The organism is Telluria sp. LT2P34, from assembly GCF_059685915.1.
On sequence record NZ_JCASIN010000002.1, the window covers coordinates 707,644 to 729,964 of the forward strand.

At 66.8% G+C, this 22,321-nt stretch carries 20 protein-coding genes; 6 read left to right on the plus strand and 14 right to left on the minus strand.

Annotated elements, in window-relative coordinates:
* Positions 1-60: 60 nt before the first annotated feature.
* Positions 61-906, plus strand: coding sequence for a symmetrical bis(5'-nucleosyl)-tetraphosphatase (locus tag AC56KZ_RS08990; protein WP_497161806.1), 846 nt, complete (start codon positions 61-63; stop codon positions 904-906).
* 8 nt (positions 907-914) lie between these two features.
* Here the strand turns inward: AC56KZ_RS08990 and AC56KZ_RS08995 are convergent, their stop codons facing one another.
* The 6 genes from AC56KZ_RS08995 to AC56KZ_RS09020 are packed head-to-tail and all read right to left on the minus strand — an operon-like array spanning position 915 to position 5,549.
* On the minus strand, positions 915-1,700 hold the full coding sequence (locus tag AC56KZ_RS08995) for a lysophospholipid acyltransferase family protein (protein WP_497161807.1): 786 nt from the start codon (positions 1,698-1,700) through the stop codon (positions 915-917).
* A 41-nt stretch (positions 1,701-1,741) separates the two neighbouring features.
* Positions 1,742-3,034, minus strand: a complete 1,293-nt coding sequence (locus AC56KZ_RS09000) for a dihydroorotase (protein WP_497161808.1) — start codon at positions 3,032-3,034, stop codon at positions 1,742-1,744.
* An 11-nt stretch (positions 3,035-3,045) separates the two neighbouring features.
* Positions 3,046-4,023, minus strand: coding sequence for an aspartate carbamoyltransferase catalytic subunit (locus tag AC56KZ_RS09005; RefSeq protein WP_497161809.1), 978 nt, complete (start codon positions 4,021-4,023; stop codon positions 3,046-3,048).
* Complete coding sequence (gene pyrR / locus AC56KZ_RS09010) at positions 4,004-4,534, minus strand: bifunctional pyr operon transcriptional regulator/uracil phosphoribosyltransferase PyrR (protein ID WP_497161810.1); 531 nt, start codon at positions 4,532-4,534, stop codon at positions 4,004-4,006. The genes AC56KZ_RS09005 and pyrR overlap by 20 nt, the downstream gene beginning before the upstream one ends.
* Positions 4,521-4,913 carry a Holliday junction resolvase RuvX gene (gene ruvX / locus AC56KZ_RS09015; protein WP_497161811.1) on the minus strand — a complete coding sequence of 131 codons (393 nt, stop codon included), beginning with the start codon at positions 4,911-4,913 and terminating at the stop codon, positions 4,521-4,523. The genes pyrR and ruvX overlap by 14 nt, the downstream gene beginning before the upstream one ends.
* 15 nt (positions 4,914-4,928) lie before the next feature.
* Positions 4,929-5,549 carry a YqgE/AlgH family protein gene (locus AC56KZ_RS09020; RefSeq protein WP_497162130.1) on the minus strand — a complete coding sequence of 207 codons (621 nt, stop codon included), beginning with the start codon at positions 5,547-5,549 and terminating at the stop codon, positions 4,929-4,931.
* Between the two features lie 252 nt (positions 5,550-5,801).
* Between AC56KZ_RS09020 and AC56KZ_RS09025 the strand changes: the two genes are divergently transcribed.
* Positions 5,802-7,271 carry a cryptochrome/photolyase family protein gene (locus AC56KZ_RS09025; protein ID WP_497161812.1) on the plus strand — a complete coding sequence of 490 codons (1,470 nt, stop codon included), beginning with the start codon at positions 5,802-5,804 and terminating at the stop codon, positions 7,269-7,271.
* A 59-nt stretch (positions 7,272-7,330) separates the two neighbouring features.
* On the opposite strand, the gene AC56KZ_RS09030 is transcribed toward AC56KZ_RS09025, so the two are convergent.
* The 6 genes from AC56KZ_RS09030 to AC56KZ_RS09055 all read right to left on the minus strand — a co-directional run bounded on the left by AC56KZ_RS09030 (position 7,331) and on the right by AC56KZ_RS09055 (position 16,891).
* Positions 7,331-12,622: a hybrid sensor histidine kinase/response regulator gene (locus AC56KZ_RS09030; protein ID WP_497161813.1), complete on the minus strand. Its 5,292-nt coding sequence runs from the start codon at positions 12,620-12,622 to the stop codon at positions 7,331-7,333.
* 10 nt (positions 12,623-12,632) lie between these two features.
* Complete coding sequence (locus AC56KZ_RS09035; protein WP_497161814.1) at positions 12,633-14,939, minus strand: methyl-accepting chemotaxis protein; 2,307 nt, start codon at positions 14,937-14,939, stop codon at positions 12,633-12,635.
* 54 nt (positions 14,940-14,993) lie between these two features.
* The gene (locus AC56KZ_RS09040) at positions 14,994-15,542 is read right to left on the minus strand and encodes a chemotaxis protein CheW (RefSeq protein WP_497161815.1); all 549 of its coding nucleotides are present in this window, start codon (positions 15,540-15,542) and stop codon (positions 14,994-14,996) included.
* 8 nt (positions 15,543-15,550) lie between these two features.
* Positions 15,551-15,922 (minus strand): response regulator, encoded by a 372-nt coding sequence (locus AC56KZ_RS09045; protein WP_497161816.1) that lies wholly within the window; start codon positions 15,920-15,922, stop codon positions 15,551-15,553.
* A gap of 58 nt (positions 15,923-15,980) precedes the next feature.
* Positions 15,981-16,385, minus strand: a complete 405-nt coding sequence (locus AC56KZ_RS09050) for a response regulator (protein WP_497161817.1) — start codon at positions 16,383-16,385, stop codon at positions 15,981-15,983.
* 353 nt (positions 16,386-16,738) lie between these two features.
* Complete coding sequence (locus AC56KZ_RS09055) at positions 16,739-16,891, minus strand: rubredoxin (RefSeq protein WP_497162131.1); 153 nt, start codon at positions 16,889-16,891, stop codon at positions 16,739-16,741.
* Positions 16,892-17,025: 134 nt separating this feature from the next.
* On the opposite strand from AC56KZ_RS09055, the gene thiD reads away from it, so the two are divergent.
* From thiD to AC56KZ_RS09075, 4 genes are all read left to right on the plus strand, one after another.
* Complete coding sequence (thiD, locus tag AC56KZ_RS09060; RefSeq protein ID WP_497161818.1) at positions 17,026-17,832, plus strand: bifunctional hydroxymethylpyrimidine kinase/phosphomethylpyrimidine kinase; 807 nt, start codon at positions 17,026-17,028, stop codon at positions 17,830-17,832.
* Positions 17,833-17,848: 16 nt separating this feature from the next.
* Entirely contained in the window at positions 17,849-19,144 is a 1,296-nt protein-coding gene (gene hemL / locus AC56KZ_RS09065; RefSeq protein ID WP_497161819.1) for a glutamate-1-semialdehyde 2,1-aminomutase, read from the plus strand.
* Between the two features lie 93 nt (positions 19,145-19,237).
* Positions 19,238-20,038 carry a glycoside hydrolase family 19 protein gene (locus AC56KZ_RS09070; protein ID WP_497161820.1) on the plus strand — a complete coding sequence of 267 codons (801 nt, stop codon included), beginning with the start codon at positions 19,238-19,240 and terminating at the stop codon, positions 20,036-20,038.
* Positions 20,007-20,519 (plus strand): hypothetical protein, encoded by a 513-nt coding sequence (locus AC56KZ_RS09075; protein ID WP_497161821.1) that lies wholly within the window; start codon positions 20,007-20,009, stop codon positions 20,517-20,519. The genes AC56KZ_RS09070 and AC56KZ_RS09075 overlap by 32 nt, the downstream gene beginning before the upstream one ends.
* Positions 20,520-20,522: 3 nt before the next feature.
* Here AC56KZ_RS09075 and corA read toward each other — a convergent pair whose 3' ends face one another.
* The gene (corA, locus tag AC56KZ_RS09080; protein WP_497161822.1) at positions 20,523-21,497 is read right to left on the minus strand and encodes a magnesium/cobalt transporter CorA; all 975 of its coding nucleotides are present in this window, start codon (positions 21,495-21,497) and stop codon (positions 20,523-20,525) included.
* Positions 21,498-21,594: 97 nt separating this feature from the next.
* Entirely contained in the window at positions 21,595-22,320 is a 726-nt protein-coding gene (gene mtgA, locus AC56KZ_RS09085; RefSeq protein WP_497161823.1) for a monofunctional biosynthetic peptidoglycan transglycosylase, read from the minus strand.
* Between the last annotated feature and the right edge of the window lies 1 nt (position 22,321).

Genomic DNA, 22,321 nt, shown 5'->3' on the forward strand with positions numbered 1-22,321 from the left:
AGCATCGGAGAAAGCTCAATTACCGTGGCAAATCGGCGCCGCGGTCCTGAAAAAGAAACAATGAAAACTTATGTCATAGGCGACCTGCAGGGTTGCGCTCACGAGGCCGAGGCCCTGCTCCAGAAAATCGCCGACGATGCCCGGAGTGATGCGCGTATCCTGTTTGTCGGCGACTTGATTAATCGCGGCCCGGAATCGCTGATGGCGCTGCGGCGCATGAAGGCGCTATCGGAAACGAGCGGCGGGCGGGTCGAAGCCCTGCTCGGCAACCACGACCTGCATCTGCTGGCCGTTGCCGTGGGCGCCCAGCGCGCGAGCAAATCCGATACCCTCGACGAGATCCTGGCCGCCCCGGATTGCGACGCGTTGATCGGCTGGCTGCGCCAGCGCCCGCTCGCCCTGTTCGTCGACGCCCACCTGTGCGTGCACGCCGGCGTGCCGCCCCAGTGGGATGCGGCGCAGACGATGGCGCTGGCCGGCGAAGTCGAGGACGTGTTGCGCGGCGACGGCTGGATCGATTTCCTGGCCCAGATGTATGGCAACGCACCGGACCGCTGGGATGACTCCCTGAGCGGCATCGCGCGCCTGCGCTGCATCGTCAATGCGCTCACGCGCATGCGTCTGTGCCTGCCCGACGGCACGATGGACTTCGCGCACAAGGAAAGCGAAAGCGGCCCGATCGGATCAGGCCTCTTGCCCTGGTTCGATTTGCCCGGGCGGCGCACGCTCGACGTCACGGTGGTGTTCGGCCACTGGTCGGCGCTGGGCTTCATCCTGCGCCCGAACCTGATCGGCCTCGATAGCGGCTGCGTCTGGGGCGGCAAACTCACCGCCGTCTGCCTGGACGACCGCAAGCTATTGCAAGTCGACTGCCCGGAGTACCGGCCGCACGCCGGCAAGCAGTAGCAGGGCCGCTAGGGCGCGGCCACGGGCGCTGTGACTGGCGCGCTCCCGCTTCCGGTCATGGCGGGCGCCAGCGCGTCCTGGATGGCGTCATGCGCCGCCTGCGCCAGCTCGCGCCGGTGCGCGCCGCTGCCCGCGATCGGCGCCAGGCAAGCCAGGCGCGCCACCACCGGCGGCCCCGTCAGGATCTTGACGATGCTTTGCGCGAAGCTGATGTCGCCGACATAGTCCACGCCCGCATGCCAGGCTCCTTCGGCGTCGAGATAGGCCAGCGCGCAGGGTTGCACCTCGACCCTTGCGTCGATCGCCGCTTCGAACAGGTTGGCGTGAAACGGCAGCACCTGGCCCTGGCGCGCGACCGTCCCTTCGGGGAAGAAGGCAATGCGCTCGCCCTCCTGCAGTACCGTTACCAGTCCCTTGAAGATGTGGCGCAGCTCGCGCCGGTTGCCGCGCGCGATGAACACGGTGCCGGCCGCCCCCGCCAGCCAGCCGAGCACCGGCCAGGACCGGATTTCGGCCTTGGCGACGAAGCGGCAGGGATACAGCGAATCGATGACGAAAATGTCGAGCCAGGAGATGTGGTTCGAGACGAAAACGGCGTGCTCGAGCGGCGCCGCGCCGGGCGCGCTTTCGACCCGCACATTGCAAATGGCGAGCAGCCGGCGCGACCAGCGCCGCGTGGCCGCATCGCGCAGCGGACGGCGCGCCCACGGGAACACGAGCGCGCAGGTCGCCAGCCCGGCAAGCAGGTGGACGATCACGCGCAGCAGGCGCAAGGCGAGGCGAAGACGGGTCATGAATGGGTACCGGCCGTGTATGCGGCCGGTCCTTGTCGATATTACTGCTGCTGCGGACGCTGCCAGGCGATGCGCCCGCCGACGATCGTGGCCATCACCTGCCCGGGCAGCTCGTAGCCCAGGAAAGGCGAGTGCTTGCCCTGGCTGGCCAGCGCCGCGCCGTTGACGAGCCAGCGTACGTTCGGGTCGAACAGCACCAGGTCGGCGGCCGCGCCCGGCGCCAGCTGGCCCACGGGCAGGCCCGCGGTACGCGCCGCGTCGTGCGTGATTTTTGCGAGCGCGAGCGGCAAGGCATCCAGCGCATGCTGCCCCTCGACCCATTTCAGCATCAGCGACAGCAGCAGTTCCAGGCCGGTGGCGCCGGGCGAGGCTTCGGCGAAGGGCAGCAGCTTTTCATCGTCATCGACCGGCGTGTGGTCCGAGCAGACCGCGTCGACCGTGCCATCGAGGAGACCCGCACTGAGTGCATCGCGATCGCGGCCGCTCCTCAGCGGCGGCGTCAGGCGCGCGTTCGAGTCGAAAAAGCCGATGTCGGCATCGGTCATGTGCAGGTGGTGCACGCCGACGTCGCAGGTAACCGGCAAGCCTTCCTTTTTCGCCGCGCGCACCAGGTTGACGCCGGCGGCGGACGAGATGCGGCACAGGTGCACGCGGGCCCCGGTCGATCGCACCAGCTCGAAGATCGTGTGCAGGGCGATCGTCTCGGCGATCACCGGCACCGCGGACAAGCCGAGGCGCGAGGCCAGCGGGCCGCCATGGGCCACGCCGCCATGGCCGATGTGCGGGTCCTGGGGACGCAGCCATACCGTATAACCGAAGGTTTTCGCGTACTGCAGCGCGCGCAGCAGGACGTTGGTGTCGAGGATCGGCACCTCGGCCTGGGCGAAGCCGATGCAGCCGGCCTCGGTGAGCTCGGCCATCTCGGTCAGCGCCTGGCCCTTCAGGCCCATGGTCAGCGCGCCCAGCGGGTGCACGTTGGCCAGGTTCAGGCTGCGCGCGCGGTGCTTGAGCATTTCGACCAGGCCCGGCTCGTCGAGCACCGGATCGGTATCGGGCGGGCAGACCAGGGTGGTGACGCCGCCCTGCACCGCCGCCTGCATTTCCGACTCCAGCGTCGCCTTGAATTCGTAGCCCGGCTCGCGCAGGCGCGCCGACAGATCGACCAGGCCCGGCGCGACGACCAGGCCGCTGGCATCGATGGTCTGGTCGGCCGTGAAGCCGGCCGGGGCGGCGCCGGTGGCCAGCACCTTGCCATCCTCGATGAACAGGTCGGTGACCGCGTCGACGCCGTTGGCCGGGTCGATCAGGCGCCCGTTCCTGATATGTAGTTTCATTCGTTCGAAGTTCAAACCCTGCCTCCCGCCAAAATACTCATTACCGCCATGCGCACCGCAATGCCGAAGGTTACCTGCGGCAGGATCACGGCCTGCCTGCCGTCGGCCACCGCCGAGTCGATCTCGACGCCGCGGTTCATCGGCCCCGGATGCATCACGATCGCGTCGGGCGCCGCCAGCGCCAGGCGCTCGGGCGTCAGGCCATAGCTCTTGAAATACTCCTGGGCCGACGGCAGCAGCGCGCCCGACATGCGTTCGTTCTGCAGGCGCAGCATGATGATGACGTCGACGTCCTTCAGGCCCTCGTCCATGTTGTTGAACACGCGCACGCCCATGTGTTCGATACCGCTCGGGAGCAGCGTCTGCGGGCCGATCGCGCGCACTTCCGGCACCCCGAGGGTGGTCAGCGCGTGGATGTCCGAACGCGCCACGCGGCTGTGCAGGATGTCGCCGACAATCGCCACGCGCAGGTTCGTGAAATCCTTCTTGTAGTGCCGGATCGTGTACATGTCGAGCAGGCCCTGAGTCGGGTGCGCATGGCGCCCGTCGCCGGCGTTGACGACGTGGATGTCCTTCTGGCCGGTATCGATCAGGTGCTTGGCGATCAGGTAGGGCGCGCCGGACTGCGCGTGGCGCACCACGAACATGTCGGCGTGCATGGCCGCCAGGTTGTCGATGGTGTCGAGCAGCGACTCGCCCTTGGTCGTCGACGAAGCCTGGATGTTCAGGTTGATGACGTCGGCCGAGAGGCGCTTGGCGGCGATCTCGAAGGTGGTGCGGGTACGGGTGCTGTTTTCGAAAAACAGGTTGAACACGCTTTTGCCGCGCATCAGCGGCACCTTTTTGACTTCGCGGTCGGAGATGCCCGCGAAGCTCGACGCCGTATCAAGGATGTGGTTGATGATCGACTTCGGCAGGCCTTCGATGGTGAGCAGGTGCTGCAGCTCGCCGTTTTTATTCAGTTGCGGGTTATTTTTCAGAATCGGCATTGTCTTCTTCGATCGTGAGCGTGAGTTGGCCGGCATCGCCGCGTGTCAGCGACAGCAGCTGCCGCGGCTCCAGCGCCGTGCGTACGCCAACGAAATCCGGCGCCACCGGCAGTTCGCGCCCGCCGCGGTCGGCCAGCGCCGCCAGCTTGATGCAGGCCGGACGGCCATAGTCGAACAGCACGTTGATGGCCGCGCGCGTGGTGCGGCCCGTATAGAGCACGTCGTCGACCAGCAGGATGGTGGCGCCATCGACGTTGAAGCCGATGTGGGTCGGCTTGACGTCCGGATGCAGGCCCTTCTTGGCGTAATCGTCGCGGTAGAAGGAGACGTCGATGAAGCCGAGCCGCCCTTTCAGGTCGAGGTCGGCGGCCAGGCGTTCGGCCAGCCAGGCGCCGCCCGAGTGGATGCCGACGATGGCGGCGTTCGGTACGCCGATGAGGGCCGGGCGCACCTGCTCGAGCAGGGTGCGATACAGCGCCTCGGCATCGAAGTCGTGATTAGTTGTTGGCATGGTCGTCAAAGTACTGTTGCAAAATGATGGCGGCGGCCTTGGCATCGATGAGATCGCCGCGTTTGGACGTGATGACGGCCGACGAGTAACGCTCGTCGACCAGCGCGACGGGCAGATTGAAACGGCCGTGCAGCTGATTGGCGAAACGGCGTGCACGCAAGGTCATGTCGTGCTCGGCGCCGTCGGGGTGGAGCGGCTCGCCGACAACCAGGCGCGCGGGGCGCCATTGTTCGATCAGCTCGCCGATGATCTTGAAGCGGGTGCCGTTGTCGATGGCGCTCACCACCGTGAGCGGTTGCGCCTGGGCGGTGAGCGTGTTGCCCATCGCGATGCCGATACGCTTGATGCCGAAGTCGAAGCCCAGAACGATATCAACCATCGATGTCAACCATTGCTACGCATGGCCGGCCTCGGAGGCGAGCATCATCGGGTCGATGCCCAGCAGTTTGATGGCGGCCGTGTAGCGTTCCTCGATCGGCAGGTCGAACAGCACATGGGCGTCGGCGCCGACGGTGAGCCAGCCGTTGCGCGAGAGTTCTTCTTCGAGCTGGCCCGGGCTCCAGCCGGCATAGCCGATCGACACCAGCATGCGCGCCGGGCCGGCGCCGCTGGCAACCGCTTCGAGCACGTCGATCGAGGTGGTGAAGGCCACTTCCTCGGTGACATTGAGCGAGGACGAGTAGCGCCCGCCGGGGCTGTGCAGCACGAAGCCGCGGTCGTCCTGCACCGGGCCGCCGAACATGATCGGCTCGTCGACGACGGCCGGGCGCAGGCTGTCGGCCACCTTCAGGTCGATGCGGTCGAACAGCACCTCCATCGTCATGTCGGTAGGCTTGTTGATGACGACGCCGAGCACGCCTTTTTCGTTGTGCTCACAGACGTAGACCACCGCCCCGCCGAAAATCGGATCTTCCATGGAAGGCATGGCGATGAGGAAATGATTAGCTAAATTCAACCCTGATGGTGCCGGACCGATATTGCCGAGCATGTCAGATTGCTGCGGCAGGCCGGCCATGGGCAGAGTTTTGTCGATTTTGCTCTTCTTCATACGCTGACTCTCAGTTGGCTCGCTCTCCGGGAACCTCGAAACCGTGTCTCTCGGGGCCCGCTGTTTAACCACTAGTATCCAGACTACAACATTAGGCTTTTCGTTAGTTTACACTGAAACGCGCTGGCACCACCGGCAGTGCGGTTGCGCGCGCGATGCAATGCGACCACCCTCGGATCGTAGCCAGTAAAATAACCCGCCATGTTGACCGGACACACAATGATTCCAACAAGCAATTCCATCGTTTGGTTCCGGCGCGACTTGCGCGCGTTCGACCATGCCGCCCTGCACCATGCGCTGCGCGATGCCGCGCAAAACGGCGGCCGCGTTTACTGCGCCTTCGTTTTCGATACTGACATCCTGGCCGGCCTGCCGCGCGACGACCGCCGGGTGCGCTTCATCCACGCCTGCCTGGCCGAGCTCGATGCGGAGTTGCGCCGGCTAGGCGGCGGCCTGATCGTGCGCCATGGCGCCGCGCGCGAGGTCATTGCGCTGCTTGCGGCCGAACTCGGCGCCGCGACGGTCTGCATCAACAACGACTACGAACCGGGCGCGCTCGAGCGCGACGCGCTGGTCGAATCCGCCCTGGCCGCGGACGGACGCCGGCTGCTCGGGTTCAAGGACGGCGTTGTTTTTGAAAAAAATGAAGTGCTGACCCTTGCCGGCGGCCTGTACAGCGTCTTCACGCCCTACAAGAATGCCTGGCTCAAGCGCCTGGCAAGCCAGCCCGAGGCAGTCGCGCCCTGGATGATCGAGCCGTATGCGGCCGCGCTGGCGCCGCTGCCGGAAGCGGCCCTGCCCGCGCTCGCCGAACTCGGCTTCGACGACGGCCCCCTGCCCGCTCCGCCCGGCATGCCCGGTGCAACCCAGTTGTTCGAAGCCTTCCTGCCGCGCCTGGCGGACTACGGCACGGCGCGCGACTTTCCGGTCCTGGCCGCCACCTCGCAGCTGTCGATCCACCTGCGTTTCGGCACCACCTCGGTGCGCCACCTGGTGCGCACGCTGCAGCAGATGATGGCGCTCGGCGCCGGCGGCGTGGGGGCGCCGGTCTGGCTGTCGGAACTGGTCTGGCGCGATTTCTACGCGATGATCCTGTTCCAGCATCCGCACACCGCCACGCGCGCCTTCAAGCCGGCCTTCGATGCGGTGCAATGGGAAGAAGGCAAAACGGCGCAGGACTTGTTCGCGGCATGGTGCGAGGGCCGCACCGGGTACCCGCTGGTGGACGCGGCGATGGCGCAGCTGAACACGACGGGCTTCATGCACAATCGGCTGCGCATGGTCACCGCCAGTTTCCTGGTCAAGGATCTCGGCATCGACTGGCGCTGGGGCGAACGGTATTTTGCGCGCCAGCTCAACGACTACGACATGGCCTCGAACGTGGGCGGCTGGCAGTGGGCGGCGTCCACCGGCTGCGACGCCCAGCCCTGGTTCAGGATTTTCAATCCGGTGACGCAGTCGCAAAAATTCGATGCGCGCGGGGAGTTCATCCGGCAGTACCTGCCGCAACTGGCGCGGCTCGCTGCGCGCGACATCCACGCGCCCTGGCTGGTGCCGGCGGAGGAACTGGCCGAGGTCGGAATCGTGCTCGGCCGGGATTATCCGCAGCCGATCGTGAACCACGAACAGGCGCGCCAGAAAACGCTGGCGCGCTTTGCGGTGGTGAAGGCGGCGCAAACCGAACCGTAGGGTGGGCGGCTTTGCCGCTCACGCGTTCAAATCACGTTTGAATCAACCGTTTCGAAGATTCACCCGTCCGGCATTTCCCGGTTCAACAAGCCCGCAATCGCTCCCAGCAGCACCGGCTCCTGATACGGCTTGCCGAAATACGCATTCACGCCCAGGCCGAGGGCGACGTTGCGGTGCTTGTCGGCCGTACGCGAGGTGATCATGATGATCGGTATCGCGCTCGTCGCCGCATCGCCGCGCACATGCCGCACCAGGTCGAAACCGTCCATGCGCGGCATTTCGATATCGACCAGCATCAGCTCCGGGCGCACCGCCGGCATTTGCGCCAGCGCGTCCACGCCGTCCTTTGCCAGCGCCACCCGATAGCCTTCGCGCTCGAGCAGGCGTTGCGTTACGCGGCGCACCGTCAGCGAATCGTCGACCACCATCACCATCGGGCGATGGAGCGGCGCCTCGCCGGCGAGCGGCACCGGCGTCACGGTGCCGGCGTGCCGGCCCAGCGCCAGGGGATTGAGGATCAATACGATGTCGCCTGTTCCCAGCACGGTCGCGCCGGCGATACCCGGCACGCGCGCCAGTTGCGGGCCGAGGTTCTTGATCACGACCTCCCGGTTGCCCAGCACGTCGTCGACCTGCAGGGCGATGCGCTCGCCGGCGCTGTGCAGCAGCATCACCGGGCGCGAACGCGGTGCATGCGCGGCCTCCACCACGGTGCCGCCCTCGCCCAGCAGGGCCGGCAGGTAGTGGAAGGGCAGCACCTGCCCGGCCGCTTCGATCACGCCGGCATCGGAGGCGGCGGCCAGCTCCGCCTCGCGCACCTGCACCACCTGCTCGACCAGGTTCGAAGGCAGCGCATAGGTCTTGCCGGCGCTGGCGACGAGCACCACTTGGGCGACGGCCAGCGTCAGCGGCAGGCGGATCGTGAAACGCACGCCCTTGCCCGCCTCGGTGGCGATCGCGACGCGCCCGCCCAGCGATTGCGCTTCGGAGCGCACCACGTCCATGCCGACGCCGCGCCCGGCCAGTTCGGTCAGGGTGTCGGCGGTCGAGAAACCGGGCGCGAAAATCAGTTCGGCGGCGTCGCCATCGCTGACGTCGGCGTCGATGGCGGCCATGCCGAGCGCGCGCGCCTTGGCGCGGATGCGTTCGAGATCCAGGCCGGCGCCGTCGTCGCTGAACTGCAGCACGACTTCATTGCCCTGCTGGCTGACCTGCACCAGCAATTCGCCCGTCTCCGGCTTGCCGCCCGCCACGCGCGCTGCGCGCGGCTCGATGCCGTGCACGATGGCGTTGCGCAGCAGGTGTTCGAAAGGCGCGGCCATCTGTTCCAGGACGCTGCGGTCGATCTCGGTCGCGCCGCCGCGAATATCGAGGTTGACGCGTTTATCGGTTTCCTTGGCGGTCTGGCGCGCTACGCGGAACAGGCGCTCGGACAGGCTTGCGAACGGCACCATGCGCACCCGCATCAGGTCGCGCTGCAAATCGCGCGTCATGCGCGACTGCGCCGCCAGCTCTTCGCCGGCCCCATCGACCGTGCGCGACAGCGACTCGTGGAAGGAGGCGACGTCATTGACGCTCTCGGCCATCATGCGCGTGAGTTCCTGCAGGCGCGTGAAGCGGTCGAATTCGAGCGGATCGAATTCGCGCTCGCCGGCGATCGACATGCGTGAAGCGATCTGCGACTCCGCCTGCATTTCCACTTCGCGCAGCTGGCGCCGCAACTGGTTCAGGTGGTCCGAGAAGTCCGACAGCGAGCCCTTGAGCACGCCCATCTGGTTTTCCAGCCGCGAGCGCGTGATCGACACTTCGCCGGCCTGGGTCACCAGGCGGTCGAGGATGTCGGCGCGTACGCGCACCAGCGGCGTGCGCGCTTCCGGCGGCGCCACCCCATCGGCGGGGGCCGTCGACGTGGCGCTTTCCGGCGCCTCGTCGGTCGCCTGCGCGGGCTGCACCAGCTGCTCGAACAGCGCCAGCGCCTGGTCGTAGCTGGCCATCAGTTCATCGAAAGCGGCCGGCGCCGTGGTCCCGGCATGCACCATGTTTTCGACCTGGGTTTCCAGTTCGTGCGTGTGCTGGCCGATGCGCATCGCGCCGGCCATGCGCGCGCTGCCCTTGACGGTGTGGAGGGTACGCAGCAGGCCTTGCGCCGGCGCGGTATCGCCCGGATTCTGCTGCCACTGGCGCAGGCCGTTGCCGATTTGCGGCAGCAGGTCCGCAGCTTCTTCCAGGAACACCGGCAGCAGGTCGGAATCGAGCTCGTCGTGCGGCACCGCCTCGGTGGACAGCGCCGGCGCCAGCATCGGGGCGGCAGGCAGCGCGACCGGGCGTTCGATTGCCTGTGGTTCCAGTTGCGCTTCTGGCTGCGGGTCCAGTTGCGCTTCTGGCTGCGGTTCGGGCTGCGGTTCGGGCTCGTCGACCGGCGCGGCAGGCGCCAGCGCCGGGGCGTCGAACAGGTCGTCGAAATCCATGCCGACGGGCTCGTCGACCGGTTCGGCCGCGGCCGGCACGGTCGAGGCAAGAGGCGGCTCGGCGACCAGGCTGTCGTAGGCCTGTTCGAACAGGCTGTCGAGTTCCTGCGCCAGCGCGGGTGCGGCGTCGCCGTAGGCCGCAACGGCCTGTTGCGCCGTGAATGCCGCCTGCAGCGCCTCGAGCTGGCCGGCGATGTCCGGCTGGGCCGGCGCCAGTTCGCCGCGCGCAAACGCGGCCAGCATCTCGCGCACGCGCGCCAGCACGGCATCGAACAGGTCGTGCTGGTCCGGGGTCAACACGGGCGCCGACGCGGCCAGCATCCCGAGCGTGGCCTCGAAGCTGTAGGCGAGGTCGCGCAGGGCCGTGAAACCGACCGTGGCCGAGGTGCCGGCCAGGGTATGAACCGCCGTCAGGGCCTCGATGCTGGCCGGGCGCCCCGCTTCATGGCGCCACTCGCCGAGATCGCGCTCGAGCAGGCGCAGCAGCTCGTCGGTCTCGGCGATATAGATGTTGTACAGGGCCAGCGGGATGTCGAGCGTGCCGACCCGGCGCACGCTGTCCTCGCCTGGTGGCGCCGGGAGCGTGGCGGCCGGCAGGGTAAATACATTGCTGGCGGATGGCTCAGGTGCGTCGGGTGCGTCGAGTGCGTCAGGTGCGTCAGGTGCATCGGGTGCGTCGGGTGCATCGGCGAAACCGCCGCCCGCCTCCACCCGCTGCGCCGCCGCGATCAGATCGGCGCCCTCGCGCTGCGAGACACCGGCCTGCGCCAGCTCGGCTACCCAGGGCGCCAGTTGCGCATGGGCGTGTTCGACCAGGGCCAGCAGGTCGTCGGTCGCTGCGCGGCTGTCGGCCAACCACACGTTCAGGGTACGCTCGATCGCCGCGCTGGCGGCCGCGAAGGCCTCGAGCTCGACCATCCTCGCGCTGCCCTTGAGCGTGTGGAAGGCGCGCCGCACCACCGTCAGCACGTCTTGCGCGGCCGGGTCGAGGCGCAGGCCAGGCAGCGCCGCGGCCACCGTGCCGAGCACTTCCTCGGCCTCGAAAACGAAAATCTCCAGCAGCTCGGCATCGGCGTCGGGCGCGTCAGGCGGCGCTTGCGGCTCGGGAACCGGCGCGGCGCCCTGCTCCTGCGCCTGGTTCTGCTGCGGCGCCTGCCCGTAGCTCAGCTCCTGCAGCAGCCCGGTCGTGGCGTCGAAGGCGAAGCGGCCCTTCGCGTTGTCGCTGTTTTGCGCCAGCATGTCGGTAAAGAAGCCGAGCGCGCCGATGTTGCGGGCAAGCTTGTGCAGCGTCGCCGCCTGCGCCTCCAGGTCGCCGTCGCCTTCGGCCAGGGAGGCCACCGCCGCGCGCACGTGCTGCGCGGCGCGCGCCGCTTCATCCTGGTCGAGGATGCTGAGGGCGCCCTGCACCTGGTGCAGCAGCGGCGCCGCGCGCTCGAGGGCGCCGCGCTTGGCCTGCGGCGCATCGTAGTATTCGTCGAGCAGCTTTTCGACCTGGCGCAGTCCCGACTTGATTTCGGCCGCCAGCACGGCCACGGTCTGGCCCTGCTGGACCTGGCGCGCCAGTTCGGTTTGCCAGTGCGGTGCCTCCGGCGGCGTGTCGCCGGCGGCCAGCGCCAGCAGGCGTGCGCCCACGGCCTCGGCGTGCGCTTCGAAGTCGGCCGGTAGATGGCGTACATGGTCCAGCCCCTGCTCGGCGAACAGCAAGGCGCCGGCCATGTCGATTCCGAAATCGTCGCCGCGGCTGGAGGGTGCCGACGCGCCCGCCTGCGCAAGCTCGCCCAGCAGGCGTGCCAGCGCGGGCGTACCAAGTTGTTCGCCGCTTGCGGCAAGCAGCGCCAGCGCCTGGCGGAAATCGGCTTCGCGCGCGGCGTCCGGTTGCAGCGCCAGCCCATCCCACAGCGATTTCGCGCGCGCCAGCGCTTCCTTGGCCGCCTTCAATGCGCCTGGCTCGACCTTGCCATAGCGGCGCTGCGCATAATCGGCCGGTACGGCGCCGTCCAGGCGGAAGGCCTGCTTCAGCGAAGCCGCCTCGCTGTCCACCGTGCTTGCCGCCGCAATGAAGAACAGCGCATCGCGCAGCATGGCCTCGGGCAGGTCGACAGGCCCCTGGGACAGCCGGCGCAGCTGCATATTCACCTGGCCGAACAGCTGTTTCACATACAGGTCGCCCGCCAGCGCGCCGTCGGCCACCAGCCGCGCGACGCTGCGCAGCGCGGTCCAGGCGGTGCGGGCGTGCGCATCGATCAGGGCATCGGCCAGCGGCGCGATCGCCTCGAACAGCGCACCGGCGTTGCTGCGCTGGGCGGCGGCATCCAGGCTTTTCAGGTAAGGCAGCAGCGCTTTTTCGAAGCGCGCGCGGCAGACCGCGTAGTCGGGTGCGGAGGCATCGGCCGCCTGCGGCAGATCCAGCGCAAGGTCCGCGTCGACGCTCAACAGGTCCGAAGGGTGGATGCGCTCGGCGCCGACGAGTTCCTGCAGCGCGCGGTAATAGGGAAACAGGCGCAGCGGCTGCGGTTGCACACCGGCCACCAGCTCGTCGAGGTATTCGGCGATCGCCCCGTAGGCCTCGCGCACGGCCCTGGCGTTTTCAAGAGTGCAGTCGATCGTGCGTTCCTTGAAGCCGTCGAGCGCGCGCTCGGCGCTGGCGGTGAGCAGGCCCACGCCGTCCACGTCGACCATCTGCAGCGCGCCGTGCGCCTGGTGCAGGTGGGTTTTCGCGTGCAGCAGCAGGGTCGGCTGCGCTTCGCTCGAACGGGTGGCGGCGTCGTTCAGGGCGCTGCCGGAACGCTCGAGCGCGCCGCGGATTTCGCCGATCACCCACGACAGGGGACCGGAATCAAAAGGGCCGCTGCCGGGAGCGCGTGCGTGCGTGGAGTGGGTCATGGTGTCTGGGTCAAGGAGCGACGCGGAAGCGCGACACGGAGTTTTTCAGTTCCTGCGCCAGCTCGGCCAGCTGCTGGATCGAGTGCGCGGTCTGGCGCGTGCCGGCCTGGGTATGTTCGGTGACCGACAGGATGTGCTGCATGTTGTGCGCCACGCCGTTGGCCGACGTCGCCTGCTGGCCGGTGGCAAACGAAATACCCTGGATCAGCTCGGCCAGGCGGTTCGACACGCGCGAAATGTCGGCCAGCGCGGTACCGGCGGCGTCCGACAGGCGGGCGCCCTCGACCACGCCCTGGGTCGATTTTTCCATCGCGGCGGCGGCGTCATGGGTATCGGTCTGGATGGTGCGCACCAGCGCGCCGATCTGCTTGGCCGCTTCGCCCGAGCGTTCGGCCAGGCGCTGCACCTCCTCGGCCACAACCGAGAAGCCGCGTCCCGCTTCGCCGGCCGACGCTGCCTGGATCGCCGCATTCAGCGCCAGCACGTTGGTCTGCTCGGTGATGTCGGAAATGAGTTCGGTGATCTCGCCGATCTCCTGCGAGGATTCGCCGAGGCGCTTGATGCGCTTCGAGGTTTCCTGGATCTGCTCGCGGATCTCGTGCATGCCGAGGATCGCATTCTGCACCGCCGCCGAGCCCTGCTCGGCCGCGGCGACGGACTGGCGCGCCACGTCGGCCGATTCGTTGGCCGACTTCGAGACGTCGGTAATGTCGCCGGCCATGCGCAGCACGGTGGACGAGGCTTCCTCGATCTCGCGCGACTGCTGCTCGGTCGCGCCGAGCAGGCTGGTCGAGGTCAGCTGGGCTTCGTTCGAGGCCAGCGTCACCTGTTCGGCGGTGTTGGTCACGCGCAGTACCAGGCCGCGCAATTCCTCGACCGTGTAGTTGACCGAGTCGGCGATCGCGCCGGTGATGTCTTCGGACACGGTGGCGTGCACGGTCAGGTCGCCGTCGGCCACTTCCTGCAGCTCGTTCATCAGGCGCAGGATCGCGGCCTGGTTCTGGTCGTTGGTGGCCTTGGCTTCTTCTTCCTTGGCCTGGGCCAGCTGGCGCAGCGTCTCGGCTTCGCGGCGGCGGTTTTCGGCGCCGCGGGTGCGGTTGTGCGAGTCCTGCAGCATGACGCGGCTGATCGAGCCGGCCGTGGCCAGCGTGAAGATCGAGGCCACCACCAGCAGCCAGAACCAGGCGCTCTGCGCGTCCTGCTGTTCGCGGTAACTGCCCTGCAGCGCGGCCACTTCCTTCTTCATCACCTCGTTGTCGCGGTGGATCGTGCGGGCGGCGGCGCGCGCCGTCGAATACGCGGCCGGGTTGTCGAGGAAGGGTGCGAAATCCTTGCGGAAGGCCTCGAAGCGCAGCTGCACCTGGCCGAGTTTGGCGCGCAGGTCGTCATTGCGCAGGGCGACGTTCCCGACCAGCAGCGCCTCGAGCGCATGCTGGAAGGCGGCGCTGTCGGCGCCGATGCGCACCGCGGCGTCGTCGCGCGGCACGCCGATGGCAAAGAAGCTGTTGGCGCCGCGCGCGAGGCGCTGGGTCAGCATCATCATGCGGCCGATCGCTGCCAGTTCGCGTGCGCTGGCGCCGCGTTCCACGTTCTGCGCCATCAGGTCTTCGGTCAGCACCAGCATCTCGGAGGCCAGCGAATCGAGCTGGCGCACGCTCTTGTCGAACGCGGTCAGCGCCGGCTGCATTTTCAGGATGTTCGTCGCGCCCTGGTCGGATGCGTTCCAGGTAACGCGTACCCGCGCCAGCAGCGCGTTCTGGCGCCCGCTGGCGGCGGGCACGGCGACGCCGCCGATCTCGCCGCCCCTGGCCAGCAGCTGCAGGTCGCGGCTGACTTCGACGCGGCTTTCGGCCAGCTGGGTAAAGGAATCGGCGCTGCCGGCCAGCGCGTTCGGGGCGGCCTTGCCGACCCGCTGCGAATGCATCAGGATGTCGGCCGCGACCTGCACCTGGGCCGCGACCTTGGCATTACCGGCGGCGTTCTGCCACATGCCGAGGATGGTCAGCAGGATGCCGGCGGTGAAGGCCATCAGCAGCAGGCGCAGCTGGCGCGGCAGCGACAGGTGGCCGATCAGGGGGAGGCTGAGGTTGTCTTCGTCGAGCTCCTCGACCGTGGCCGGGGAGCGCCGCCGCATCACGTTCCCGAGACGCAGCATCGCCTCTTCGGCCGAACCTGTGCCAGCGCCGGCTGCGGAGCCCGCGGCCGGGCCGGCGGCGTCAAGCGGCAGCGCGAGCAGGCCCGGCCCGAAGCGGGTGTCCGGCGACGACAGTACGGTGTCCTCTTCCATCTTCCCTTTCGGGAAAAAATTCAAGCTCATTTTCGAGGCGATTCCCATTACGGCTCCTGGTCCTGGTCTGGTACTGCAGTTTTTTTAGTTGTTTGGATCGAGTGCGACATGCAGGAAGCGTTCTTCCCGCACCAGCGCCGCCAGCGACAGCGGCGTCCAGGCGTTGCCATCGAGGTCGCGCATGCGCTCGCCCTCGTGCGCCATGGCGCCGGCGCGGCGCAGGCCGTAGACGCGGGTCACGAGCAGCGCGCAGTTGAAACCGAGGCGCGGCGCCAGCGACACCAGCCGCGCTTCGGGTCCGGCCGCGCTGGCGTCGCCGTCGAAATAGCGCGCCAGGTCGATCACGCCGAGCAGGCTGCCGCGCACGTTGGCCAGGCCCAGGTACCAGGGCTGGGTCAGCGGCACGCCGGCCAGGCCCGCCAGCGGAACGATCTCGCCGGCTTCGGTCAGTTCCAGCAGGTAGCGCTCCCCGCCGATCATGACGCCGAGCTGGTGGCCGGCCTCGGGAGCGCCGTTCTGCGCGGCCTGCATGCGCTCCAGGAGCTGGGCCTGGTAGTCGCGCAGGCGGGTGCGGCGCGCCGCCTGGGAGGCGCCGCCGGGCGCCAGGTCCGACTCGATAACGGGGGCGGTCATGGGGGCATTCATGCGGCGTCGAGCGCGGCAATGCGCGCCAGCAGCAGCGCCGGGTCGACCGGCTTGACGAAATAATCCTTGGCGCCCTGGCGCATGCCCCAGATACGGTCGGTTTCCTGGTTCTTGCTGCTGCAGATGATGACCGGGACCGCCGCCAGTTCGGGGTCGCGCGCGATCGAACGGGTCACCTGGAAGCCATTCGCACCCGGCATGACGACGTCCATCAGGATCAGTTCCGGACGTTCGGCGCGCATCTTTACGAGCGCGTCTTCGCCATTCTCGGCGGTGGAGACGGAAAAGCCGTTCTTCACCAGGATGTCGGTCAGGTAGTAGCGTTCGGTCGGCGAATCGTCGACGATCAGGATCTTGTGTATGGCCACGGGGGCTCCGTAATTCGGTGGATGCAGCGGTGAATGCAGTAATGGCGACAGAGTCGGGTCAGGCCTGGACGCCCGTGTGCTCGCGGACGGCCGCCAGCAGGGTGTCTTTTGAAAACGGCTTGGTGAGATAGGCGCTGGAGCCGACCATCGCGCCGCGCGCGCGGTCGAACAGGCCATCCTTCGAGGACAGCATGACCACCGGCGTCGCATGGAAGCGCGCGCTCTTCTTGATCAGGGCGCAGGTCTGGTAACCGTCCAGGCGCGGCATCAGGATGTCGCAGAACACCAGTGCGGGATGGTGGTCGTTGATCTTGGCCAGGGCGTCGAAGCCATCTTCGGCCAGCACCACGCGGTAGCCTGCCGCGCTCAGGAAGATTTCGGCGGAGCGGCGGATCGTGTTGCTGTCGTCGACCACCATGACGGTCAGGCCGCTCGGGTCGCTTGCTTGCTGCGATGTCGTCATTTTAGTTTCACTTCGGCATGAACCTCCAAGATAGCATAGCGAGATCGGCTTGTGCGGGAAGTGTTGCTTAGTATCAACTAGGCGCAAACGAGCGGGAGGAAAGCTTGTCGGAAGGGGTAGAAATTAGGGCAAGAGCGAGGGTGATTCTGATAACGGAATTGCGTGATCAGCAACGAACTCGATGTTGTTTTGCTTACTAGGTACTCAACGGGACCTCGAGAAACCGTAGCGAGCGGAAGAAGTGCTGGCCGAGGCGCGGAGCTGTACGACAGTACAGTGAGCTATCGCCTTGGCGACGCAGGGCTAGGCGCCCCCGCCACAATTCGACGCGCAGTAGGTTTATCGAGGTTCCCTCAGATCGTCGTCATCTCGAAGTCGTCTTTTCTCGCGCCGCATTCCGGGCAAGTCCAGTTCATCGGCACGTCGGCCCAGCGCGTCCCCGGGGCGATGCCGTCCTCCGGCGCACCCGCTTCTTCGTCGTAGACCCATCCGCAGATCAGGCACATCCAGGTCTGGTAGGCGGTTGCGGTCGTTTCATTACTCACGTTTGGTTCCTTCGATCTAGTAAAATGGGGAAATCAGGCATCTTAATCTACCCGCCGTGCAAAACCAACCGTCTCCACTCATTCTCACATTTGGTGTGTCCGACCCGGTCGGTGCACTCGGCATCCAGGCCGATATCGCCACCTTTGCCGTGCATGGCTGCCATGCGCTGTCGGTCACGACGGCCTTGCTGGTGGCGGACAGCACGCGCGTCGAGGAATGGCAGGAAGTCGATACCGGCGTCATGGCCGAACAGGCCAGGCTGGTGCTGGAGGACATGCCGATCGCCGCCGTCAAGATCGGCGCGATCGCCAGCATCGAGCAGGCCGCGGCGATCGCCGAAATCGTCTCCGACTATGCCGACGTGCCGCTGATCGTCGACCCTTTCCTGTCCGCCCTGCCCGACTCCGGCATGTCCGACGAAGACATCGTCGCCTCGATCCGCCAGATCCTCGCGCCCCAGGCCACGATACTGCAGCTGTCGCAATCGGAACTGGGCCGCATGGCCGAACTCTGGCGCGAAGTCGGCATTGAAGCCGGCAGCGAATCCGGCAGCCAGGCGAGCCTGGCAAGCGACGTCGCCGAACTGACCGCGCGCGGCTGCCAATACGTACTTATTACCGGCAGCGCCGGCAGCGGCCACAAGCGCGCCAATACCCTGTTCGACCGCGACGGCGGCATGACCACGATCGATTGGCAGCACCTGCCCGGTCACTTCGTCGGCGCCGGCTGCACGCTGTCGGGGGCGATTGCCGCCTGCATGGCGCGCGGCATGGATGCGGCCGAAGCCCTGCGCGCGGCCCAGGAATTTACTTACGGCGCCCTGCTCCATGCCCAGCGCTTTGGCATGGGCAAACTCGTGCCCAACCGTTTTTACAAATACCTGCCTCCATCGAGCCGGTAACAAGAAAGCAATCCCGATGACCACCGAAAACAGCTCCCGTAACGACACCCTCTTCGCCCGCGCCCAGTTGACCACGCCCGGCGGCGTCAATTCGCCGGTGCGCGCCTTCCGCTCGGTCGGCGGCACGCCGCGCTTCATCACCCGCGCCGAGGGACCGTATTTCTGGGACGCCGACGGCAAGCGCTACATCGACTACATCGGTTCCTGGGGCCCGGCCATCGTCGGCCACGCCCATCCGAAGGTGATCAAGGCGGTGCAGGACGCGGCCGCCAACGGCCTTTCCTTCGGCGCGCCGACCGAAGGCGAAATCGAGATGGCCGAAGCGTTGTGCAAGCTGGTGCCCTCGATCGAGCAGGTGCGCCTGGTCTCGTCCGGCACCGAAGCGACCATGAGCGCGCTGCGCCTGGCACGCGGCGCGACCGGTCGCGACAAGATCGTCAAGTTCGAAGGCTGCTACCACGGCCACGCCGATTCGCTGCTGGTGAAAGCCGGCTCCGGCCTGCTCACCTTCGGCAATCCGACCTCGGCCGGCGTGCCCGAAGACTTCGTCAAGCACACCCTGGTCCTCGACTACAACAACGTGCCCCAGCTGGAAGACGCCTTCGCTTCGATGGGCGACACCATCGCCTGCGTCATCGTCGAGCCGGTCGCCGGCAACATGAACCTGATTCGCGCCACGCCCGAATTCCTGACCCGCATGCGCGAGTTATGCACGCAGCATGGCGCTGTCCTGATTTTCGACGAGGTGATGTCGGGCTTTCGCGTTGCCCTCGGCGGCGCCCAGGAGCTCTACGGCATCGTCCCGGACCTGACCGCACTGGGCAAGGTCATCGGCGGCGGCCTGCCGGTGGCAGCCTTTGGCGGCAAAGCCGAACTGATGCAGAAAATGGCGCCGATCGGCCCGGTCTACCAGGCCGGTACCCTGTCGGGCAACCCGGTCGCGGTCGCGGCCGGCATGACCACCCTGAAACTGGTGCAGGAGCCGGGCTTCTACGAGCATCTCGGCGCCCAGGGCGAAAAACTGGTCGCGGGCCTGGTCGCGGCGGCAAAAGAAGCGGGCATTGCCTTCAGCGGCGATGCGGTCGGCGGCATGTTCGGCTTTTATTTCAGCGAGCAGGCCCCGGCGACCTACGGCCAGATGATGGCAGGCGACAAGACACGCTTCAACGCCTTCTTCCACGGCATGCTGGACGAGGGCGTGTATTTCGCTCCGGCCATGTTCGAGGCAGGTTTCGTATCCGCAGCGCACGATGATGCGATCATCGACGCGACGATTGAAGCGGCCAGGAAAGTCTTCGCCCGCATCGCTTAAGCCAGCACAAAACTGCCGCATGCCGAGCGCGGCAGCGGCGTCGAGCGCAGGCCGATTTATGCCATGATGGTACAACTCCGGTTGGACTCGACCATGGCACGACTACGACGATCCCCTCCCGGCGCGCCCCGTTCGCGGGTGCCGCGCTCGCAACAGCCACTGCCCCAGGCCGGTGGCGTCACCATCACGGTGGCGCTGCTGCAGGCGGCCGACAGCGCCAATCCCGACAGCCATTACGCCGCCATGGTCGAGGCCCTGAACGACTACGCGCGCCGTTACGACGTCGACACGCCCCTGCGCCTCGCGCATTTCCTGGCGCAGATCGGGCATGAAAGCAGCTTTCGCGCGAGCGAAGAAAACGGCAGTTATTCAGTCCCGCGCATGCATGAAATCTTCGGCTGCCGCGGCGGCCCCGCCGCCTACGACCGCGCGGCCGATGATTGCCGGCTCGGTCCGGACGGGCAGCCGGCGCGCTTGCGCCCCAAGCTCTGGCTGGAGCCGGCCACCTATGCCGGCAACCCGCAGCGCCTGCTGGCCTACGTCTATGCCAACCGGCTCGGCAATGGCGACGAAGCCTCCGGCGACGGCTACCGCTACCGCGGGCGCGGCCTGGTGCAGCTCACCGGCAAGGCCAACTACGCCGCCTTTACCGAAGCGCATAACGCCCGCAACAGCAACGACCCGCGCGATTTTGTCGCGCAACCCGACCTGCTCCTGAGCGAACTCAAATATGCGATCGAATCGGCTTTTTATTACTGGGATGCGCGTACAGTCAATGCGCTTGCCGATCTCGACGACCTCGAAGGGGTCACCCGTGCCGTCAACGGCGGCCTGAACGGACTGAACGACCGTGGAGCGCGCCTTGCACGCATCAAGAAAGCCCTGGGTATCTAGTGTGGCCATCGCCGTCCTGTGCAGCCTGGCTGCGCCGTGCGCGCTTGCCGCGTCCGTGTCCGCGCCATCACTGCCGCAGTCGCTGTGCGCGGCCAACGAGCCGGTCGTGTTCGCCTGCCATGTCGGCAGCAAGCTGGTGTCGCTGTGCCGCCCACCCGGCGACCGGGGCATGCTGAGCTATCGCTTCGGCAAGCCTGACGCGCTCGAACTGAGCTATCCCGAGCCGGGCCGCCAGGCACGCGCCGCATTCACCGTGAAGTCCATGCCGCTGATCGGCGGCGGCGAAACAACCGTCGCCTTCCAGCGCGGGAATTACACCTATACGGTCTACAGCAGGATCGGGCGTGGCGAGGATGGGGCGACGCCCGCCTTCGAGGACGGGGTCATCGTCTCGCGCCGCGGCAAGGTGCTCAGCCGCATGCGCTGCGAGGATGGCGGGGAAGGGTTTCGCGAGCCGGTCGACGGCGTTGCGGCGAATTGAGTTTTACGCCAGTTTCAGCCAGCCGCGTTTGCGGAAGTACCACAGCGGCGCAATCGCGCTGGCCACCATCAGCCCGAGCGCGAACGGGTAGCCGTAAGTCCAGTTCAGCTCCGGGAACCACTTCTGGAAATTCATGCCATAGATACTGGCGATCATGGTCGGCGGCAGGAACACCATCGAGCCCACCGAGAAGATCTTGATGACCTTGTTCTGGTTGATGTTGATGAAGCCGACCGTGGCGTCCATCAGGAAGTTCACCTTGTCGAACAAGAAAGAGGTGTGGCCGTCGAGCGATTCGATGTCGCGCAGGATCTGGCGCGCTTCCTCGAACTGTTCCGAGTTCAGCAAGCGCCCGCGCATCAGGAAGCTGACCGCGCGCCGCGTGTCCATCATGTTGCGGCGGATGCGCCCGTTCAAGTCTTCCTCGTGCGCGATCGCATTCAGCGCGTCGGCCGCATCCTGGTCGGTGAATTCCTTTTGCAGCACGCGGGTGCTGACTTCTTCCAGGCTTTCGTAGATGCCCTCGAGCGCGTCGGCCGAATATTCGGCGTCGGTCGCGTACAGGTCGAGCAGCACGTCCATGTAGTCGGCGATCGACCCGGGCCGCGAGCGGGCGCGCATGCGCACCAGGCGAAACACCGGCAGGTCGTCCGAGTGCACCGAGAACAGGCGCTTGCCCGACAGGATGAAAGCGACCGTGATCACGCGCGACGGACCGTCTTCTTCCTCGAGCAGGAAATCGGTACGCAGGTGCAGGTCGCCGTTTTCGGCTTCGTAGTAACGGGCCGAGGCTTCGATGTCCGACACTTCGTCTTCGCCCGGCAAGGTGACGCCATAAATCGCCTTGACCCACGCGCGCTCGTCCTCCTCCGGGTCGGTCAGGTCGACCCAGACAGGCGTGGCGTTCTCCAGATCCGCACGCGAAGTGATCGGCACCTGGTTCAGTCGGCCATTTTGTAGGACAAATACGTTGATCATGCGCTTTTCTCGGCCGGAATCAAAACTGTCGCAAGTGTACCCGTTAGGCCCCTGCCCGGCCACCCCCGCAAGACGGTTTTGCCGGGCAGCGTGCTAATTATTCAGGCAAATCGACGGCGCGCATGCGGCGCTGGATCAGGCCGGTGCGTTTGACGAGGTAGCGGGTGCTGCGGTTACGGTCGTAATAGCGCGGATTGGGCAGCATCACCGCCAGGCGCGCGGCCTGCGAGGGCGCCAGGGTCGCCGCCGGGGTACGGAAATAATAGCGCGCCGCCGCTTCGGCGCCGAACACGCCGCGGCCGAACTCGACCACGTTGAGATAGACCTCGAGGATGCGGCGCTTGCTCATCACCGACTCGAGCATGAAGGCGATGATCATCTCCTGCCCCTTGCGCAGATAGCTGCGCGAGCCGGACAGGAACAGGTTCTTGGCCAGCTGCTGGGTGATCGTCGAGCCGCCGCCGACGACCTTGGCCCTGCGATTGTTGCGTTCCCAGGCGCGTTCGAGCGCATCGACGTCGATCCCCGGGTGATCGGCGAAGTTGGCGTCCTCGGAGGCGACCACGGCGCGTTTCAGGTTGGCGGAGATCCGGTCGTAGGGCACCCACTGGTGCTTCAGTTCGGCCTTCGGGTTCTTGTCGCGCAGTTCCGACAGCTGCTGGCGCATGAAACTGGTCGAACTCGGGTTGAAGTACACGAACCAGCAGACCTGGATGAAGAAATACAGCTGGATCAGGATGAAGGCGAGGATCGGCCCGAGGAAGATCCACTTGATCCAGCGCCGGCCCGAGCTGCCGCCTTTTGTAGTGCTCTTTTTCGCCATT

Excerpts from the sequence above, each read along its gene's own strand:
- AC56KZ_RS08990 (WP_497161806.1), top strand. The coding sequence starts at position 61 with ATGAAAACTTATGTCATAGGCGACCTGCAGGGTTGCGCTCACGAGGCC.
- AC56KZ_RS08995 (WP_497161807.1), bottom strand. The coding sequence starts at position 1,700 with ATGACCCGTCTTCGCCTCGCCTTGCGCCTGCTGCGCGTGATCGTCCAC.
- AC56KZ_RS09000 (WP_497161808.1), bottom strand. The coding sequence starts at position 3,034 with ATGAAACTACATATCAGGAACGGGCGCCTGATCGACCCGGCCAACGGC.
- AC56KZ_RS09005 (WP_497161809.1), bottom strand. The coding sequence starts at position 4,023 with ATGCCGATTCTGAAAAATAACCCGCAACTGAATAAAAACGGCGAGCTG.
- pyrR (WP_497161810.1), bottom strand. The coding sequence starts at position 4,534 with ATGCCAACAACTAATCACGACTTCGATGCCGAGGCGCTGTATCGCACC.
- ruvX (WP_497161811.1), bottom strand. The coding sequence starts at position 4,913 with ATGGTTGATATCGTTCTGGGCTTCGACTTCGGCATCAAGCGTATCGGC.
- AC56KZ_RS09020 (WP_497162130.1), bottom strand. The coding sequence starts at position 5,549 with ATGGCCGGCCTGCCGCAGCAATCTGACATGCTCGGCAATATCGGTCCG.
- AC56KZ_RS09025 (WP_497161812.1), top strand. The coding sequence starts at position 5,802 with ATGATTCCAACAAGCAATTCCATCGTTTGGTTCCGGCGCGACTTGCGC.
- AC56KZ_RS09030 (WP_497161813.1), bottom strand. The coding sequence starts at position 12,622 with ATGACCCACTCCACGCACGCACGCGCTCCCGGCAGCGGCCCTTTTGAT.
- AC56KZ_RS09035 (WP_497161814.1), bottom strand. The coding sequence starts at position 14,939 with ATGAGCTTGAATTTTTTCCCGAAAGGGAAGATGGAAGAGGACACCGTA.
- AC56KZ_RS09040 (WP_497161815.1), bottom strand. The coding sequence starts at position 15,542 with ATGACCGCCCCCGTTATCGAGTCGGACCTGGCGCCCGGCGGCGCCTCC.
- AC56KZ_RS09050 (WP_497161817.1), bottom strand. The coding sequence starts at position 16,385 with ATGACGACATCGCAGCAAGCAAGCGACCCGAGCGGCCTGACCGTCATG.
- AC56KZ_RS09055 (WP_497162131.1), bottom strand. The coding sequence starts at position 16,891 with ATGTGCCTGATCTGCGGATGGGTCTACGACGAAGAAGCGGGTGCGCCG.
- hemL (WP_497161819.1), top strand. The coding sequence starts at position 17,849 with ATGACCACCGAAAACAGCTCCCGTAACGACACCCTCTTCGCCCGCGCC.
- AC56KZ_RS09070 (WP_497161820.1), top strand. The coding sequence starts at position 19,238 with ATGGCACGACTACGACGATCCCCTCCCGGCGCGCCCCGTTCGCGGGTG.
- corA (WP_497161822.1), bottom strand. The coding sequence starts at position 21,497 with ATGATCAACGTATTTGTCCTACAAAATGGCCGACTGAACCAGGTGCCG.
- mtgA (WP_497161823.1), bottom strand. The coding sequence starts at position 22,320 with ATGGCGAAAAAGAGCACTACAAAAGGCGGCAGCTCGGGCCGGCGCTGG.